We start from the raw sequence: 18,823 nt of genomic DNA on the forward strand, positions 1-18,823 counted from the left end.
TCAGACGCTGGTCATGACCTCGATTTTTGCGTCGGGGAAGGCGGCGACGATCTTTTTGCCCGTCGCATCATCGACCAGACACAGGGCGGTCGACAAACCGTCGGCAATCATCGCCGTTGGGGCGGACACCGACACAAGGGCTTGCACCGGCGCACCGCCGGTCGGGGACAGGATATGGCCCTCGGTGTCGCCAATTTCCATGGCTGTCGGAACCGAAGTGGCAATCGCGCGGTCCGTGGCCGTCAGTCGATGCACCAGTGTCCCATCCGTCTTCGCAACACCGATGGACCACGGTCCGTTCGGCCCCTGCCCCAGTGCCGCGATTTCGCCCATGTCCACCAGCACATCCTGTAGGCCCTGGCCACGCAGAAGGGCGGCGATACGGTCGGTCACGGCCCCTTGGGCGATCCCGTTCAAGGTCAGCGCACCGCCTGTCGGCAAGCGGATCTGATTGGCGTCAAAGGTTACGTTGGACCAGCCCACAAGAGCTTTTGCCGCCGCGATAGTATCGTCATCCGCGTCGTTTGCGATGGCCAGCCACAGTGGCTGGACGGTCGGATCAAACTGCCCTTTGCTTGCCGCGTGCAGGCTGGCACAGGCGCTGAGCACATGCAGAAACTCGGCTGACGGATCGACAAGCGCGCCGAAACGGTTCAGGCGTGACAGCTCGGAATTGTCGCGATACAGGCTGAATATATCCTCAAGCCGGTCCAGTTCGGCTTCGACCCTGGTGAAAATCAGGTCGGCATCTGGCTGGGCCACGCCGACAAGCTGCATCGACACCGGCCCACCCAAGGCATAGCCGGTCCAGCGGGCGACGGGTGCAGAGGCAGCCACGCCGGTTGGAACTGCCAATGCTGTGGCCGAAATGGCCAGAAAACGCCGACGGTTCAGGATACTCATGAAGGTGTCTCCAACGTCTTGTTCAGATCGACGGCGCCAAGGGCTGCGTCGTCGGGAATGGTGTCCAGCCTGTGTGTTTCACCACCATATTGCGCAATGAACACAGCTGCGCTGTCGTCGTCTGCAAACGGCACGATCTCGGGGGCGCCCATGCCACCGGCCACGTTTGCGCCCACCACGTATATCGCATCTTCGGCGGCAATCCAGTTGCCTGTGCCGGGATCGGCCCAACTTTGCGCAACGCTCATGTTGCTGACATAGATCGCGGTGATCTCGGCCTCGCGTTCGGGGCTTTTCAGATAGGCCACCATGTCACGCACCTGCGCAAAGAAAAGCGGGGCGGGGAAGCCCTCCAGATGGATTTGCCCTTTCGGACCGCCATGTTCGGTAACATTCATCTGGCAGAAATAGCTTAACGCCTGCTCGGTCAATTCCGCGGGCGGCGGTGGGGCTTTCGCTTCTTCTTCATTGCAGGCAACCAGCGCCAGCAGGCTGAGCGCGATCAAGCGTTTCACGGCTCGACCCTCCGAAATGCAGCACGGGCCAATGCGAAAGCCAGAACCGGCCACAAGGCCAGCGACAGGGGTGCGGCCCAAGCGGGCAAAGCCTGCGCCGCACCAACCATACCGGAGGCCATTGCCACCCCGTCCGAGGCCGAGATGTTCCAGACCCGGAACGCATCCGCCGGGTTGGCAACCATCAGCCATGGAAATATTGTTCGTGTGAAATCGCCGCTGCCATCCATCACAACCGCGCCCAACAGCCCCAGATCGTAAAGGACGACGAAGACCAGCCACAGGCCCGCCGACAGGCCCGCCGCAGCAGTCGCGCTGCGCGATACGGCCGAAACCAGATAGCCAAGTGCCAGAAACACCGCGCCCAGCAGGATCGAGGTGCCGATCAGACGCGCCAGCGCCGTCAGGCTGTCCGCCCCTGCCCCGCCAAACCAGGCGGCAATCGCGCCGGCTGAGCCGAACCCGATCGTCATCGCAAAAGTCAGCGCGGCAAGATGTGCGACAAACTTGCCCAGAAGGATTTCACCGCGCCCTGCCGGATAGGATAACAGCAAGGACAGGCTGCCGCGCTCGGCCTCGCCCGCGATGGCGTCAAAGCTGATCATCAGCGCCAGAAGCGGGGCCAGATAGACCGACAGGGTGGTCATCGAGGTGACTGATACGGTCAACATATCAACGCCCACCGATCCGGTCGGCGCACTGCCCGCGAAGGTCAGCGCCAGCGCGAACAGCAGCATGATAACGGTCGCCGTTAACAGCCAGCGGTTGCGGCGCAGGATCAGCATTTCAGTCGATGCGATGGCAAGGAAACGGGTCATTGCGCGCCCTCTCTGGCGTAATGGCGATACAGGTCTTCAAGACGCGGCGGTGTCATTTCGATATCGGTGATCACCTCGCCCATAGCGGCGACACGGCGCAGCGCGTCCATCTTGCGGTCAGGCGTGCAGAGGATTTCGACCGCCACACCGTTGATGCGGGTGCCGCCGGTTGCCTCGGCGACCTGATCGGCGTTGTCACCACTGGCGCGAATACGCAGACGCGTCGGCAACCCGGCTTGTGCGGACAGGTTTTGCAGCGTGTCGTCGGCCACCTTTACGCCCTTGCGCAAAATGGCGATGCGGTCGGTCTGGGCTTCAACCTCGGTCAGGGCGTGGCTGGCGATCAACACGGCGGTGCCATTGGCGGCCAGTTCGTCGATAATCGCATAAAGGTCCTGGCGCGAAATCGGATCAAGCCCGCTGGTGGGTTCGTCCAAAAGCGCCACTTTGGGGTTGCCCAGAAGCACCTGCGCCAGCCCCAGCCGCTGTCGCATCCCTTTGGAATAGGCACCGATCCGGCGGTCCATCGCGTCGCGCAGACCAACACGGTCCAGCAATCCGGGCACGTCGGCCTTCTGCCCATCAAGGCGGGCAAACAGCTGCAACTGTTCGCGCCCTGTCAGCGCCGGATGAAAGCTGACCGCTTCCGGCAAATACGCGGTCGTGCGGCGGGCGACCGCACTTCCGGGCTTCGCATCACCGATGCGAATTTGACCATCCGTGAGTGGGGTAAGGCCAAGAATTGTTTTGATCAGGGTCGATTTGCCTGCCCCGTTGTGACCCAGCAGCGCGACCCGTTCGCCGGATGCCACACGCAGTGATACATTGTCCAGAACCGTGGTCATGCCCCGGTCCTTGCGCACATGTTCGATGGTCAAAGCACTATCCGTCATGGGGCACCTTTTGACTGGCCGCCGGTTTCACGGGGCGCATTAGTGGGTTGGAATCTATCACGCCACCGGGCAGAAGCGCCGGGAAGGCGGATTGCGACCAGCGCACCAGTTGCACCGCCGGCGATCCGAGAAGAAGTTTTGCAGCAGGTTGTGTCCACAGCACTTGGTCCATGCTGTCATTGGGGCGATAGGGGCTGTCGGCGATCCCGTCGCCATCGACGTCGAAGGCGGCAAAATCGCTCCAGTAGTTGCCGCGCCCGTCCTCGGACCATTCGACCCATTTGGTCGAGACATATTTCACCTGCGTGCGGTTGCCGACAAAACTGTTGCCGACGATGCGGTTGCGTTCCGAGCCCGCGGTGAAGTGGATTCCGATATCGCAGCCTTCAAACCAGTTATCGGTGAACACGTTCTTGTTGGCATTATAGAGGAATGTGCAGCGGTCAGAGGCGTTCTTGACATAATTGCCAATAAATTCGCTGTCATTGGCATAGTTCAGCATGACACCGTGATCGCGATCGTTCAGCGACACGTTGTTCAGAACCTTTACCTGGCTTGTGAACATGATCGCATAGCCAAGGTGGTTGCCGATCGAAACATTGTCGGACACTTCGCTGCGGTCTGCATACATGTAATGCACCGCGAAACGCAGGTCGCGCAACAGGTTGCCCTTGAACAGGTTGCGCTTGGATGTGTTGACGAAAATGCCGTCGCGCCCAAAGCGGATATCGTTGTCCAGCACCTGTGCGCCGGGGGCATTCCATACGTAAACGCCGTTGCCGCGCGAGTTCATGTTGCGGTCCTGGCGACCTTCGATGGTGTTGCCCCGCACGATGCTGTCATTCGCACCATGAATGTCCACACCGTAAAGATTGCCCAGAATTCTGTTGTTCTCGACAATAGCCCTGCGTGCGGTTTTGGTCAGTTGCACACCGCTGTCGATGGTTTCGTGGTTGCTGCCGGAACCGACAAGTTCCAACCCGCGCACCACTATATCTTCACCCGTTACGGTGATGACCGAACCCATGCCACCCGCGTCGATCACGGCTTTGCCACGCCCGTCCAGAGTGATGGGTTGATCCAGCGTCACGGGGCCGGCATGGCGACCCGGAGACAGGATCAGCACATCGCCGGGGGCAGCCCCGGCGATGGCGTTCGCAAGTGCCCCCTCTTCCGCCGGGACGATCAATTCGGCTGCCGACACCACAGATGTCGTCAGAAGGGTGAACAGCACCGTCAGAAGAGGAAGCAGGTTTCGCATGGTTTACGCTTTCGGTTTCACGAACATCCGGCCGCGCATCTCCATATGGAGTGCGTGGCAGAACCACTGGCAGTAATACCAGTAAACGCCAGGCTTTGCAGCGGTGAACGTCACCGAAGCTGTCGCCTGCGGCCCGATCTCCATCGCGACGCCGTGGTTGTTCATGGTGAAGCCGTGGGTCAGGTCATCAATGTCATCCAGGTTGGTGATGATCACAGTCACCTCGTCGCCTTCCGTGACCTCGAACGATTCAAGCGAGAAGGTCGGCGCCTGGCTTGACATGTAAACGCGGACCTTGTTGCCGTCGCGAATGATCGTGTCCATGTAGTCGTCGATATCGACACCGTCGGCTTCGGCTTGCTTGCGGGTTTCGGCCCACATCGGATCGTTGCGATCCCAGACCTCCACAGGGTTGACGATATCGCGGCGCACGATGATCGAGTCGTGCGGTTCGGCAAAGGTCGGGCCGTCATGCACAACTTTCATATCGTCGGTCGAGATGTCGATCAACTGTTCGTTCTCAGGCTTCAGGGGGCCGACATTAATGAAACGGTCTTTCGAGAACTTGTTCATCGAAATCAGCCATTTACCATCAGCTTCCTTGGTTTCGCCCATCGAGGTCGAGTTGTGGCCGGGCTGATAGTGCACGTCCACTTTCGAAATGATCGGATCAACATCGGCACCGTTATGGGCCTCAATCGCCTTCTCGATGTTCCATTTGACCACTTGGCTGTCCAGGAACAGCGTGGTGAACGCGTTGCCTTTACCGTCGTAAGCCGTGTGTAGCGGTCCAAGACCCAGTTCTGGTTCGGCCACCACGATGGAACGCGGATCAACATCGGATTCGAACAGCGCGTCCATTTTGGTCACGTCCAGCACCGAGCAGGTCGGCGACAGCTTGCCGTTGATGATGACGTGTTTCATGTCAGGCGCGGTGTTGATGCCGTGCGGGCTGTTCGGGATCGGAACATAGCGTGTGTATTTCTTGTTCTGACCTTTACGACCGTCGATCACCTTGACGCCGTTCATCTCGGTGAAATCACCTGCGGCGATGCCGGCTTCGATCTCGGCAAGGTTGAAGATGACAACGTGATCCATCTCGCTTTCCGTCATCTCGGCAAGGTTCATCCCCATTTCCGAGTTGTAGGAGGTCGAGTAGGCATATTTACCCTGATAATCACAGTCGGTGTTATCAAGGTTGCCCGAGACCATGACCTGCCATGCGATCTCCATCGTGTCGCCATCAAGGGCGGTGAAGAAGTTCACATATTTGTCCGGCTCGTCCAGGATCGACCCGTCATTGACGATCGGTGTTTCGTCTTCGCCGTTGGCAAATACATAGCCGGTGCGCGGGAATTTCTGTGGACGCAGGCCGTGGATGGCTTTTGCGTTCGGAATTTCCACGATCTTGTCGGTTTTCATCACGTCGCAACGCACACGCGCCACGCGGGTGTTGGCCTTGTCGTTCATGAACAGGTAACGACCGTCATAGGTGCCGTCGGTGAACGACATATGCGGGTGGTGAAGGTCGCCATTGTCATGCACGCGTTTGCCGTTGGCGGCCAGGAACGCCTTGGTCTCAGGCAGCATACCGTCTTCGAATATCTTGATGCTTTCGTTGGTCTGGCCCCAACCAGTGGCCGAGCAGCGGTTGAACACCGGAACCCGCATCAGCTCGCGCATCGACGGGAAGCCAAGGATGCGCAACTCGCCGGTCTGACCCGACGACCAGAAGCCGTAATATTCGTCCAGTTCACCAGGCTCGAGATTGACGTCCCCAGCCGCCCGGGCCGGGGTTGCCGTCATCATCGAGCCACCAATACCTGTGCCGGCAACAACCGCGCCAGTGGCGGCTGCCCCCAACATGCCCCTGCGGGTCAAGGAAAGGTTTTTGATTTCGTCAGTCATTATTTTTGCCTCCTTCAAGGATCTTATGACGTCTTGGCGTTCGGATGGTTCGCCGGTGGGTTACGAGGCGGAATTTTCAAGTCCGCCGACCCGATCTTTTCGCGCCGCTTCAGTTTGCGGATCACGACCGGGCATTTGTCGGCCGACTGATACAGAACCTGACAATGCAGGCAGTCGACACACTCGTTGGGATTGATCTCGCCTGTCGGGTGAATGGCCTGAACGGGACATTCATTTGCACAGGTCTGACAGGGGTTGCCGCATTCCTTGTAGCGTCGCAGCCAGTCGAACATGCGGATACGGGCCGGGATCGCCAGCGCGCCGCCCAGCGGACACAGATAGCGGCAATAGAACCGTTCGATGAACAGCCCGGCAAACAGAAGCACAAGCGCATAGACCACAAACGGCCAGTCTCGCACGAATTTCAGGATGATCGCGGTCTTGAACGGCTCGACCTCGGCATAGGTTTCGGCCATCGGGATCGACACCATGCTGACGCCGAACAGGCCGAAGAAGATCATGTATTTCAGCGGCCACAGGCGTTCATGCAGACCCCAGGGCAGCGTCCATTGCGGAAAGCGGAATGCGCGCGCGATTTTGTTGGTCAGCTCTTGCAGTGCACCAAAGGGGCACAGCCAGCCGCAATAAGCCCCCCGGCCCCAGAAGACCAGGGCAGCAGCGACCGCAAACCACTGGATGAACACCAGCGGGTCCATCAGGAACGCGTCCCAGGTAAAGCCCGACCGCAAACTGCCTGCCAGCGCCATCAGGTTCACCACAGACAGCTGCGCATTGGCATACCAGCCAAGGAAAAACAGCGTGAAGGTCAAGAACCCCATGCGGAACCAGAAGAACACCCGCGCGTTCGCCGTGGCCTGAAACTGGAAGAAGAATGTGCCGGTCAGCACCAGAAGCATGACGCCCAGAATACCTATTTCGACCGACTTGTCTTTCCAGATACGTTTCCACAATTGCGACTTGGCGGCCGCCTCGTCATCCGCGTTGTTCAGAACGGGCGCGGGTGCGGCCACTGGCAGCAAATAGCTTTGCGGCAGTTTGTAATCCAGATCGAAGGTCAGGAATGTCTTTTCAACGGCCCCCACTGCGCGCTGCACCAGAAGTTGCAGGCGGAACGGTTCGGCCGGGTCGAAATCTGCTTCGGCGGGGATCTTGAACAAATCCAACTCGGTGAAGCTGGGGCTGTCGGGCGTGCCAAGCGCCCCGATGCGGACGTGCTGCTTATCAAAGAAGCGCACCGATTTGTCGCCTTGAATCAAATGGATACGGTCAAAGATGCCCCCGCGCACGTAACCAGAGCCTTTGAAGCTGTAGGCCCCGCGACCCATTACAAGGATTGCGTGTTCGCCTTCGTCCAGCCACGCCAGCATGTTGCGGTATTCCGCATCGCCCAAGAGCGATTTCCCGATCGACGGCACGGACACCAGCGCCATCTGCATGTCGATGAACGTATCGTCAGGTGCACCTTTTTCCGGACGTTTGATGGCACGGGCGTCACCGGTTTCCTCGAACGCGGCGTTGATCTGCCCCACGTCCAGCGTCAACCGCCGCACCGATCCGTCACCGGACAGGGTCGACCAATCCGATATGGCCTCCTGTGTCATGTCCACTTCGCGACGGGGACCGGTGGGCTGGGCAGGTGACAGGCCGCCAAGGCCCAGACCGCGTGCCACTTTGATGCCTGCGCGCACAAGACTGTCGTCGATCACCATGATCGTTACGGTCGCGCCGGAAATAATGTCCAGATCATGCGCGGTGCCACCAGAGGCAACTTCGGCTTTCAGGTCAAGGCCGGTATAACCTTCCGTCACCTTGACCATCTTGGATTCCGGAATGCCGATCAGCACGATCGGTTCCGAGTGCTTGACCAGCTTCACGCCCGTCAGCACCGCATCCGCATCAATCGCCGCGACGACGTGGATGGGTTTGCCGGAATATCCCGTCGTGCCCACAAAATCCGAGGTCAGAAAAGCATAGGCGATGGTTTCGCCGCCCTTCAGAACGGGGGCAACCGGCAAATCCTGACGTATCGGGCCGAACGCATCGGCACCTTCGGCAAGTTCAGACGGTGTGATGTCAGGAAGAAAATTCGCAAGACTCTCGGCGTTTGCCTCGCCCGCCATGATCCCGGCAAGGATCACGACAATGGCACCGAGCCAGTTATAGATCGCGCGCTTCGCGGTCACAGCGCACCTCCGTTTTCTTGGATTGACGCCATGACCGCACGCGGGACGCAGTCATCAATTTTTGTGGTCGCGGCCGGTGGGCCACGGGTTTCGGGCCATGCTCGTTTGACCGCACCACCGATAATCTGTGTCACCGGATGCACCGCCGTTGCCGTGGCAGACAAAGGGTTGTTTTGCGCCTGGCTATTGTCAATCAGCGCGGTCATGGACGCGAGGCATATCGCACAGTCGACACAATCTTGACAGTTGTTGTTCTGGTCGGGCGCGGTCGGGTCTGACAGATCGACCTGCACATATTCCGTGCCGAAATCCGAACAGATTTCGATCCATGCCCCATCGGATGCAAAGCCCATGGACGACGTAAAAAGCTGCAACATCAACGCCAGCATCGAGCCAGCCAAAGAAGCTCGGCTGGCGATCCGGCGAACGGCCCCCACAACGATCTTTGACATCTGCCACGAACGGCGCATCGCCGAATCCTTCTACGCGTTTCAGCCAAGGTTGTGCGGGATAGAACACACCGCTTCCTTGATCTAAGTCATGACGAGAGAACTCGGAAAAATTTCCCATGATCTCCAACAGGTTGAACGAAGCAATCTGGGCCACTCATTTCAAGTGGAAAAAGGTGGTGTGCGAAGATCAGCTTGATGAAGGGGTAATCAATCGAAGGCATACGACCGACACACCATACTCAGCCATAGACGAACCTGCGCAGATAGGACTGCAACCGTGTCTTTTCCGGCGTATCGCGGAAGCTGGCAGGCGTCAGGTGCGGTGTCCGTAGCAGCGCCGCAAGCTGATTGCGGTCGTGGGCGATATAGACCCCCTCGTGCCCTTCCAGATGGCGCGCGGTGGCCAGTTGGTGTTCGTTGCGATGTTCGCCAAGTGATGCCTTGCGCGGCATCACGATCACCGGTTTTTCCACCCGCTTCGCGGTCAAAATCGTCCCGATCCCCGCATGCCCGACCAGAACGGCGGTGCGCGCGATGATGTCGTCATATTCATCCGGCGTAAGAAACGGCGCATGTTTGATGTGGGTATAGGTCGCGGTGGGGTCAGCCGTCTGGGCAAAGACCTCAAGCGACAGTTCTGCCGCCAGTTCGTCGATCATCGACACCATGCGGTCAAAGGGCAATTGCGTGCCAACGGTCACGAAGATCAAAGCAACGACCCCTCGTATCTGCCACCTTCCGACTGCGCGACGCTTTCCCATTGTGACAGCCAGAGCGTCGCGAACCGTTTCGCCAGCTTGCCCGAGGATGACGCCTCTTCCGCGTTGGCGATGCTGTCCACCCAGATGGTGCGGCGGCGGATCATCCAGCCCAAGACCAGCGCGATCACGCCGGGCAAGGCTCCTGTTGTGATGATCACATCCGGGCGCGTGCGCATCAGGATACCAGCCATCTGCATCGTGCAGATCAACGCTTTGAAAGGGGCGTTCTTGTTGCAGTCCTGCACCAGCGCAAACCGTGTGAAGCCTGATTTCTGCGGCAATCCATACAATGTGGTCACATAGGTCACATCCGCCGGGTCAAACGACGCGCAGATCTGCCCCAACTGGTGCCAATGCCCCCCCGCCGAAGCCACGGCCAGGATACGAGGGGCCGGCAGGGATGAAGTTGATGATGTCATGTAAGCAAGACCCGGACCAACAACGTAAAAAATTGAACAAACGATGCCCTCCATATAACAAATTTCAGCACGCATCACCAGCCGCCAGACGCATTTGAGGCTTGTGTATCGTCGGGCAAGAAGGCAATTCTGCATCATGCTTGCCCGCCCGCTTCTTAGCCCCCCCGCCAAGACCCTGATCCTTGGCCTGATTGCCCTGAATGTGGTGATCGAGGCTATACTGTTTGCCGCCGATCTGGGGCTTGTCGGCACCAGGCAGTGGCGTCCGCTGGCCTATCAGAATGCCGCGTTCTGGGCGGGGCTGTTGTACAATTGGCGACCGAACTATGATGTCCAGCCGTGGACGATGTTCTTCACCTATGCCTTTTTGCATGGCGGCGTGGCGCATGTGCTGGGCAACATGCTGACGCTATGGCTGATCGGTCCCATGGTGATCGTCCGCGCGGGGTTGAAAGGGTTTGTGCTGATCTATGTGCTGTCCGCCATCGGCGGTGGAGTGCTGTTTGGTGCCCTGACCCTGTCGGCGCGGCCTATGGTGGGCGCGTCGGGCGCGTTGTTCGGGCTGGTCGGCGCGATCCTGTATTGGCGATGGGCGGACCGGCGGCGGCGGCGGCTGGACCAATGGCCGGTGCTGAAGACCGTTCTGATACTCGGCGTTCTGAACCTGTTGCTGTGGCTGCTGATGGGGGGACTTCTGGCGTGGGAAACACATATGGGCGGCTTCATCGCCGGGTGGCTGACCGCCGCCGGACATGCATTTTTCAGAAAGAAACGCCGGGCGCGCAGATCGGCACGTTAGATATCCTGGCCCATCGCTTGCCGCAGCATCCAGATCATCCGTTGGAAGCGGAGACGGAACAAGGTGCCAACGGCGCGCAACCGCTCGACCCAGCCGCCCAGCTTGTCACTGCGTAACACCTTCGGCGTGTGCACGATGGCGCTGACCGGCATCGCCAAAGCCCGCAAGGCCCATTTCGCGCGGTCGCGCGGCGTGTTTCCGTTTACGCCAAACAGCTCTTGCGTCAGACGTCGCCATTTGTGGCGCAGCGCCGCCCAATCAGAGCGGGATGGGTGGCTGACCACCAGATCCTCTCGATAGATCAGCTTGTGTCCCTTGGATACGGCACGCGTGCTCCAATCCAGATCTTCCGAAACTCCGCCGCGAAACCCCCCAACGTCTTCAAAGACTTCACGGGTCGTGACCAGATTGCCCGAGCCAGTAAACCCCTGAACTTCAATGTAGTTCTGGAAGTTGAAGGCAAAGACCGCCTCGAACGCCTCGGCCCCGCTGCGCGGTGGTGGGGTTTCATCGAACACATCGACCCGACCTCCGATCAGATCGGCGCTCGGCGCAACCTCGTGCGCCTTGGCGACCCAGTCATCGGCCGCAACGCAATCGGCATCTATGAAGAACAACAGCGGTGCGTTGGTTTCTGCGACCCCACGATTGCGTGCGGCGGCGGCTCCCTTTTCGGGTTCGACCACAAATCGGACATCGGGAAAACGGGTCTGAACTTCGGTCAAAGGGTGTGGCGAGTTGTTGTCCACGACCAGAATTTCGACCCGCGACAGATCATTTCGCGTCAGAGCCGTCAGGCATCGTGTCAACCGTTCCGGGTCATTGTAGTGGGGAATGATAATGGCAGCGTCAGGCAGTGCCATATCCATATCCATATGCGCCGTCGCTGAAATGACTTTTGTTCAGAACAACGCCCATGACGGTGGTCAACTCGGACAGTTGGCGTTCGGCAATATCGACCTGCTCGACAGTCGTGCGCTCGGCCTCGGCCAGAAGCAGCGCACAATCGACATTTTGCAGAAAACCGAAATTGTCATCCGCCCCGATCAGGGGTGGCATGTCCAAAAGCATGATGTCCGGCTCGTAGTCGTCCTGAAGCTCGTCCAGGATGACCTTGGTCTGGTTGCTTTGCAGGATTTCCGAGGCATTCGAAACCTCGCCCCTGTTCAGCCCGACGGCAACGTTCTCGCCGAACCGGCGGCCATGCTCCGCAAAGCTCTTCTTGCCTTGCAGCACGTCGCCCATGTTGCCGTCACACTGCAACCCAAGCACCTTTGCCAACCCCTGCCGTCGCAAATCCAGATCCAGAACCATCGTCAACAGATCTGTTTGCCGGCCAAAGCTGAAAATCAGATTGGCCGCCGTCGTGGTTTTACCGCAGGCACTGTGCGGGGACACAAGCGCGATGCGCTTCCAGCCATTGTTGGTGGCCTGCTGCAAGATCCGGGTGCGCAACATGTCAAACGGACCAGCCGCAGCCCCGCCATTCAGCGATACAAGACGGTTCTTTTGCGCAAGCGATGCTGAAATATCAAACGGTTCCAGTTCTGCCCAGGCTTCGGGCATCGAGGCGGGCGGCTTCGATGATCGTTCCTGAGAGCGCCGCGCGCGCGGTTTGCCGTCGCGTTGTCTGCGTGCCTTTTCGATGGCGGCCTGAAGCTTTTCCATTGCGATCAGATCCTCTCTGAACAGTTCTGTTTTCGCGCCTTCACCAGCGCACGCCAATTTTGTCCATGATCCGATCGGCCAACAAATCCAGCGGCTGATAGAACACGTGAACCGCATAGACGGCGACGGGAATGCCCAGCAAAATTATGACCACCCCCAGAATGCGTAACTTGCGCCGATGCGAGTTTTCACCAACGGTGGTGATATAGGGGATGGTGGCCAAGGGTGCGATACCCAGCTTCGACACCAGATCCTCGGGTCGACGAATCGACCGGTTCAAGAACTCCAGAAGGACCACCAGGCCAAGTCCGGCCAGAATGCCAAACACGCTGCCGCCCGCGGCGATAAACGTACGGTTGGGCTTGCTGGGCCGGCTTGGGACGGCGGGCGGTTCAATCACAGAAATCCGCTGACCGCGCGACATGACTTCGATGCGTTCGCCGGTGCTGGCACGCGACAGACGATCAACGGCGGTGTTGTATTGCAGTTGAAGGTTCTCGTAATCCAATTGCAATTCATCGAGCCGGATGGCGTTTGTCGGGGTTCTTTCGATCGAGTCCGTTAGCCGCTCCAGCTGTCTCGTCGTGTTGATTTTTTCGTCGTTCAACGCGTCCTGACGCGCGGTGATCTCGGCCAGTTGAATGTCCAACAACGAATTTCCGGTCAAAGGTTGATCGCCTTCTTCCGGCGGCATGGTCTGCAAGGTCCGTTCGAGCGCGGCAATGCGAGCACGCAGCAATTTTACCCGTGGGTTGGATTCGGAATATACCGCAAGTGCATTGTTCAACGCCGCCCGCATTTCCTCCAATTGTTGCTGTTCCGGTGACAAAGCCGGACCGGCCAACCCGCCAACCTGACCGGTGGTTTCAAAAATGCGTACCAGACGCCTGCGTTGCTCTTGCAAGCTGACGGTCTCACGTTCCAACTGCGCCAAGCGTTCCTGTAACAGAGATTGCTGCCCCAACCGGTAATCAAGGCTTTCCGGCAGCGCATCGACATTTTCAGTCTTGAAGGCAAGAATTCGAGCACTGCGCTCGGCTAATTCCTGATTGAGCCGTGACACTTCCTGTTCAAAGAACTCAAGCGTTTGAGCGGCGCGCCCAGTGCGCGACTGCACGTCCTCTTTCTGGATCAGCGTCAGGTATTCGTTCAACACACCCGCCGCATTCTGCCCGGAGGGCGCTTCGAAGCTGATTGACATCAGGGCGGCCTGATCCCGCCCACCGGTGCTGCGGATCGAGGTGCGGGCCCGCATGGCTTGGGTAATCCGGTCCGGCGTCATCCCGTCCTGACCTTCCAGCACCTGAAACTTGTTCGCGATCTCAAGCAGGTTGGCACGTGTCATCAGTTTTTGTTCGACCACTTGCAATTGTTCCTGCGCCGGCGTGCGGGCGGTCGACGCCGCCAACTCATCCGGGATCTGAGGCGATTCCACGATCAAAGTCATCCGCGAGACATAGGATGGGGGCAACGTCATGGCCATGATGATCGACGCGGCAGCGATGACCGTCGCGACAACCAGAAAATACGGAAGGCGCCGCAAAAAGATTGATCGGTAAAACTGTAAGTTCGTTGTAGCCATTGGCGATTTAATCCTTACCCCAGGACCCACCGGTTCGCGCAATTCGCATCAGCAATCTGGTCGGGGATAGTAACATGCAATTAATTTCTGTCGAAGCTATCCGGTTTTCTTCTTGGGAATGTCAACCCGCCGCCCCTCACGCAGGAACAAGGGTTTGGATGTGTCTTCGTCCGTATCGACGTCTTTAGGCAGGCTTTCGTCGTCATCTGCCAGGTTGCTGGCAAAAAACACGCCGTCCTCCAGGACATTGCGAACAGCCTTCACCGATACGCGTTTGCTGCTGCTGCTCCAGGCATAAAGCAGGGACAACTCACACAATTGGTTGACCAGACGCGGGATGCCCTTGGTCGCCTTGAACACTTCGGCACACGCCAAAGGCGTGATTTCACTGCCCGTTCCGCCCGCCACCTTCAATCGGTGCTTGATATAGGCCCGCACAGTGGTTTCATCCATGCCTTCCAGATGAAAACTGGCTGCGACCCGCTGCGCCAACTGGCGCATTCCGGGGCTAAGCACGATATCTTTCAATTCGGGCTGCCCGACAAGGATCAGCTGGATCAATTCGTCCTTGTTGGCGTTGATATTGGTCAGCATCCGCATCTCTTCCAGCCCCTCGCTGGACAGATTCTGTGCTTCGTCAATGATCAGGACGACCCGGCGGCCTTCGGCATATTCGCTTACGATGCTTTCCTGAAACCGCTGAAACAGCGTCACATAGCTTTCCGAAGGTTCAAACGGGATGGACAGTGCGTTCATCACCCATTGCAGCAATTCGCCCCGGTCGCCCTGCACGTTCGACAACAGCCCGACGCGAACAGAATCATCCATCTGGCTCAGAAGTTTCTGCACCAATGTTGTCTTGCCCGATCCGATCTCGCCGGTGATCAGCGTGATCGGCGCGCGCGACAATATCCCAAACTCCAATACTGCATAGGCGCGCTTGTGCTGTTTGGACCAAAACAGAAAGCTCGGGTCCGGCACCAGAGTAAAGGGCCGTTCGGTCAAACCGAAATGCCCAGTATAGAGTTCGTTGGAATTCATAATCCTGTCTGACTTCCTGGTTTAATACCAAAACTGCTAATGCGAGGTTGTGGCGAAATAATGTCAACGCCTGAAGGCTTTTTGCACATAAAGGCCCTCACTTCAAATTTGAAACAGTATACCCACCTGCATTGTGGACTGAAAATATCGTCCCTGCCTGGTGAAAAGAATCATTCGCAAGTGAGAATCGAAAATTGTTGCAAATGACCGAAATCAAAAATCAATAAAAATAGAAAAGCGCCCTTTATTGTGTACACAAACAAAACAATATTCGATCAGTCGAGGCAACAGAATGCTTGTAAAATTATAAGTTTCCAACTACTTAATACGTCAATCCGCGAGGTGGGCGGAATTGTGCTACAAATTGGGCAATAATGTGTTAATGTCCCTGTGGGGTTAAGGAGAGCCGGAAGTTATTTTGACTTATCGGTTGGTTCGCAAGCTGCTGTGCCTGCAAGACATAGAGATTATTTCATCTCGAGGGTTTCCCGTGTCAGGCTGCCGCTTTTATTTTGAGGTGTAAGGAAAATGACGACCCATTTTAAAGACTTTTCTGATTCCAGCACCAAGCTGGTGAAACGACAAAATTTCTACATAGCTGATTCTTCTGTTCGTCCTTATCGTGATCGCTTCAAACGCCTGTTCGACATTGCCTTTGTCGTCGCGGCGGCACCGATTGCGATTCCGTTGATTGGCATCATGCTGCTGTTGGCTGCACTTGACGGCGGCAAGCCGTTCTATCGTCAACGCCGCATCGGCAAGGACGGTCGCATTTACAACATGGTCAAAATCCGCTCGATGGTGATGAATGCCGACCAACGGCTTGAGGCTTATCTGAACAGCAATCCGGACGCCCGCGCCGAATGGGACAGCACACAAAAGCTGAAAGACGATCCGCGGATCACCAAGGTCGGAAAATTCCTGCGCAAATCGTCGATGGATGAACTGCCGCAACTGTGGAATGTTCTTATGGGCGATATGTCCATCGTAGGCCCGCGCCCGATGATGGAAGATCAAAAGACCCTGTATCCGGGCGCCGCTTATTATGCCATGCGCCCCGGCATCACCGGACCCTGGCAGGTGTCGGACCGCAACGAGACAACATTCGCACAGCGCGCGACCTTCGACACGAAATACTATTACGAACTGTCGCTGAAGAAAGACCTTGAGATTCTTGGCAAAACCGTGGGTGTCGTTTTGCGCTGCACAGGTCACTGATCAGGCACCAATCACGCTGATGGCGCGCGGCATTATTGTCGGGCGCCATTTGCTTATAAAGCGCCGAGTTTCCAGTTGACCAACCGCCACCAACGCGGCATCGCAGTCCACCAACATCGTGGTAACTTGCTGAAAACGTGCAAAACAGCTACAATTCTGCTTAAACGAGCAAACTCAACGATATTAACCGTTTGAATACAAACCGGACCGGAGTATTCTAATCTATGCCTTTGGCAGATAGGGGATTCACCATGCTCAAAAATATTTTTACATTTCTAACCGCCTTTTTTGCACTGAATGTACTGATCGCTAGCAATGCGATGGCGCAGAACGGATACAAAATTCGTGCGGGTGACACCCTGAACATTGAGGTGGTTGAAGATGCAAACCTCAACCGGTCAGTGTTGGTGCTTCCTGATGGCTCCATCAGCTTCCCATTCGCCGACGGCGTTCGTGCAGCGGGACTTACAACGAGCCAGGTCGCCGCAAAGCTGGCTGACACGATGGCCCCGAACTTCACCACAACACCGAATGTCTATGTTTCTGTTGGCCAAGTCGCCGTTCGTCAGGCTACCGGTCCGATTGTTCCGGCCACGGATGACATCTATGTCTCTGGCGAAATCAACAATCCCGGCAAACTTGCGGCAAGCAGAGGCATTACCGTTCTGCAAGCCATTGCCCAAGGGGGCGGCTTGACACGTTTTGCCGCCACCAAACGTATTCAGGTGCGCCGTGGCAGCAAGATCTACGGCTATAACTACGAAACCAATGCGGGCAACATCCGCCTGCAAAAAGGTGACGTGATCATCGTGCCGCAGCGCAAACTTTTCGAATAAGCGCGACGGCAAAAAACGAGCAGAGGAAAACAGGTGGGACAGAAAAATAAAATTGCCGCCCTCCTGGCAGGAACCAGCCTGATCGCAACCGGGTTGGTTCCCGCCACTGGACAAGAAGCAGATGCCGTCGCCCCGATCGAGGGGTTTGCGATGACGCTGGGCATATCATCAACTTTGCGGGTCAACGACAACCTCAGCTTCAGCGACCCGTCGCCGGGCACGTCGACCCTGTGGGATAACACCGTTAACTTCGGGTTGCTCAGCGAAACCGGCGTGGCCCGGTTCACCGCTGATCTGGGTGCGACTGTCCGCACCGCAGCCCTGCCCGGTCAATCGACCGAAACGACGTTTGACGATCCCTCTATCGTTCTGGGTTATCAGATGGAAAGCGCCGACAGCCTGCTTGAGGCTGAACTGGCCTATCAGCAGGTTTCGCTGCAATTTGAAGACCCGTTGCTGGGCATTGACGACCTGATCGAAGACGGGCTTGAACCAAGCGATCTGACCGCCTCGGACGGTATGCGTGGCACGTATAGCGCAAGCGTTTCTTTCGAAACGGGCCGCACCGCCCCCTTTGGGTTTGGCACTGTCCTTGAATACGAAAAGACCGAATACTGGGACACCACCGATCCCGGCAACTATGATGACGAAACCACCGCAGCCGAAGTCTTTGCCCGCTTGCAATTTTCGCCCGTGATGGAAGGCCGTATCGCACTGGATTGGGAACAGTATGACGCGATGGACGCTGTTAGCACCTCGCGCCGCACCACCGGCGCGACGGCCAGCCTGACATACGAGATCAACGCCATCACCCGCATGACCGCCAGCCTTGGCTATACCGAGATCGAGGAAACCAACCTGATCGGGACCACACTGCAAGACGGCGTGACCGGTGGTCTGGCCGTGACCCGCGATTTTCCCACTGGCAACATCACAGCCGAATATTCCACCGGGATCAGCACCACGGGCCGCCGCGACACGATTGAGGTGCGCGGCGAGTTTGAGACACCGGGTGGATCCATCACCGCTGGCCTTGGTGCAACACGGTCGAATGCGGGCGATGTGAACATGATTGGCAGCCTGGGCTATACCAACGAACTGGCAATGGGCACTGTTACCGCAGCTCTGGAACGAAGCTATGATACGTCGAACGCTGGTATCGAAAACCGGTCAACCACCGCTTCGCTTGGCTTCGACACCGATCTGTCGCCCAACGCATCCATCGGGTTCGAACTGGATTATGCCGAGGTGACGGATGTTGCCGCCGACACAACCACTTCGATTTCCGGTTTCCGCGCGACCTATAACCGCGATCTGACGGCGGATTGGGGCCTGACGGCAGGGTATGAATATCGCAATCGCCAGGAGACTGGCGCCACGAACCGCGAATCCAACGAGCTGTTCGTCACCCTTGAACGGGAGTTCAGCATCCGCTGATCCCTGCCCCGCCCTGCCCCGCAAAGCAGAGCGGCTGAATTCAAAAAACCCACCCGTGCCTCGCAGCCGGGTGGGTTTTTTGTTGGTGTGCCAAGATGGCGTGGCGGC

Annotated in this window: 18 protein-coding genes; 4 read left to right on the forward strand and 14 right to left on the reverse strand. The window is 57.7% G+C overall.

Annotation, left to right across the window (positions count from 1 at the left end):
• The 10 genes from AC13C8_RS01945 to AC13C8_RS01990 form a co-directional block, all read right to left on the reverse strand.
• On the reverse strand, positions 1–903 hold the full coding sequence (locus AC13C8_RS01945; protein ID WP_482846247.1) for an FAD:protein FMN transferase: 903 nt from the start codon (positions 901–903) through the stop codon (positions 1–3).
• Positions 900–1,418: a nitrous oxide reductase accessory protein NosL gene (locus tag AC13C8_RS01950; RefSeq protein WP_482846248.1), complete on the reverse strand. Its 519-nt coding sequence runs from the start codon at positions 1,416–1,418 to the stop codon at positions 900–902. Before AC13C8_RS01950 ends, AC13C8_RS01945 begins: the two co-directional genes overlap by 4 nt.
• Positions 1,415–2,236, reverse strand: coding sequence for an ABC transporter permease (locus AC13C8_RS01955; RefSeq protein ID WP_091433343.1), 822 nt, complete (start codon positions 2,234–2,236; stop codon positions 1,415–1,417). The genes AC13C8_RS01950 and AC13C8_RS01955 overlap by 4 nt, the downstream gene beginning before the upstream one ends.
• A complete protein-coding gene (locus AC13C8_RS01960) occupies positions 2,233–3,129 on the reverse strand; it encodes an ABC transporter ATP-binding protein (protein ID WP_482846249.1) in 897 nt (298 codons plus the stop codon). The genes AC13C8_RS01955 and AC13C8_RS01960 overlap by 4 nt, the downstream gene beginning before the upstream one ends.
• The gene (locus AC13C8_RS01965; RefSeq protein ID WP_482846251.1) at positions 3,119–4,390 is read right to left on the reverse strand and encodes a nitrous oxide reductase family maturation protein NosD; all 1,272 of its coding nucleotides are present in this window, start codon (positions 4,388–4,390) and stop codon (positions 3,119–3,121) included. The genes AC13C8_RS01960 and AC13C8_RS01965 overlap by 11 nt, the downstream gene beginning before the upstream one ends.
• Positions 4,391–4,393: 3 nt before the next feature.
• Complete coding sequence (gene nosZ / locus AC13C8_RS01970) at positions 4,394–6,298, reverse strand: TAT-dependent nitrous-oxide reductase (protein WP_482846252.1); 1,905 nt, start codon at positions 6,296–6,298, stop codon at positions 4,394–4,396.
• 23 nt (positions 6,299–6,321) lie between these two features.
• Positions 6,322–8,439: a 4Fe-4S binding protein gene (locus tag AC13C8_RS01975; protein ID WP_482846319.1), complete on the reverse strand. Its 2,118-nt coding sequence runs from the start codon at positions 8,437–8,439 to the stop codon at positions 6,322–6,324.
• 59 nt (positions 8,440–8,498) lie between these two features.
• Positions 8,499–8,972 carry a DUF2946 family protein gene (locus AC13C8_RS01980; RefSeq protein ID WP_482846253.1) on the reverse strand — a complete coding sequence of 158 codons (474 nt, stop codon included), beginning with the start codon at positions 8,970–8,972 and terminating at the stop codon, positions 8,499–8,501.
• Positions 8,973–9,193: 221 nt separating this feature from the next.
• Entirely contained in the window at positions 9,194–9,655 is a 462-nt protein-coding gene (locus tag AC13C8_RS01985) for a glycosyltransferase (RefSeq protein WP_245744809.1), read from the reverse strand.
• A 5-nt stretch (positions 9,656–9,660) separates the two neighbouring features.
• On the reverse strand, positions 9,661–10,134 hold the full coding sequence (locus AC13C8_RS01990; RefSeq protein ID WP_482846254.1) for a UDP-N-acetylglucosamine--LPS N-acetylglucosamine transferase: 474 nt from the start codon (positions 10,132–10,134) through the stop codon (positions 9,661–9,663).
• A gap of 136 nt (positions 10,135–10,270) precedes the next feature.
• On the opposite strand from AC13C8_RS01990, the gene AC13C8_RS01995 reads away from it, so the two are divergent.
• A complete protein-coding gene (locus tag AC13C8_RS01995; protein ID WP_091433361.1) occupies positions 10,271–10,933 on the forward strand; it encodes a rhomboid family intramembrane serine protease in 663 nt (220 codons plus the stop codon).
• Here AC13C8_RS01995 and AC13C8_RS02000 read toward each other — a convergent pair.
• The 4 genes from AC13C8_RS02000 to AC13C8_RS02015 form a co-directional block, all read right to left on the reverse strand.
• A complete protein-coding gene (locus AC13C8_RS02000; RefSeq protein WP_177179407.1) occupies positions 10,930–11,796 on the reverse strand; it encodes a glycosyltransferase family 2 protein in 867 nt (288 codons plus the stop codon). The two genes, AC13C8_RS01995 and AC13C8_RS02000, sit on opposite strands and share 4 nt — an antisense overlap.
• Entirely contained in the window at positions 11,783–12,601 is an 819-nt protein-coding gene (locus AC13C8_RS02005; protein ID WP_143064360.1) for a CpsD/CapB family tyrosine-protein kinase, read from the reverse strand. The genes AC13C8_RS02000 and AC13C8_RS02005 overlap by 14 nt, the downstream gene beginning before the upstream one ends.
• Positions 12,602–12,641: 40 nt before the next feature.
• On the reverse strand, positions 12,642–14,183 hold the full coding sequence (locus tag AC13C8_RS02010) for a GumC family protein (protein ID WP_143064361.1): 1,542 nt from the start codon (positions 14,181–14,183) through the stop codon (positions 12,642–12,644).
• Positions 14,184–14,279: 96 nt separating this feature from the next.
• Positions 14,280–15,224: an ExeA family protein gene (locus AC13C8_RS02015; protein WP_482846255.1), complete on the reverse strand. Its 945-nt coding sequence runs from the start codon at positions 15,222–15,224 to the stop codon at positions 14,280–14,282.
• 528 nt (positions 15,225–15,752) lie between these two features.
• Between AC13C8_RS02015 and AC13C8_RS02020 the strand changes: the two genes are divergently transcribed.
• The 3 genes from AC13C8_RS02020 (at position 15,753) to AC13C8_RS02030 (ending at position 18,715) form a co-directional block, all read left to right on the forward strand.
• Entirely contained in the window at positions 15,753–16,442 is a 690-nt protein-coding gene (locus AC13C8_RS02020; protein ID WP_091433375.1) for a sugar transferase, read from the forward strand.
• A 251-nt stretch (positions 16,443–16,693) separates the two neighbouring features.
• Positions 16,694–17,278 carry a polysaccharide biosynthesis/export family protein gene (locus AC13C8_RS02025; protein ID WP_482846256.1) on the forward strand — a complete coding sequence of 195 codons (585 nt, stop codon included), beginning with the start codon at positions 16,694–16,696 and terminating at the stop codon, positions 17,276–17,278.
• Positions 17,279–17,311: 33 nt separating this feature from the next.
• Positions 17,312–18,715, forward strand: a complete 1,404-nt coding sequence (locus AC13C8_RS02030; RefSeq protein WP_091433381.1) for a porin family protein — start codon at positions 17,312–17,314, stop codon at positions 18,713–18,715.
• Positions 18,716–18,823 lie beyond the last annotated feature (108 nt).

This window comes from Aliiroseovarius sp. B-4 (assembly GCF_056857795.1).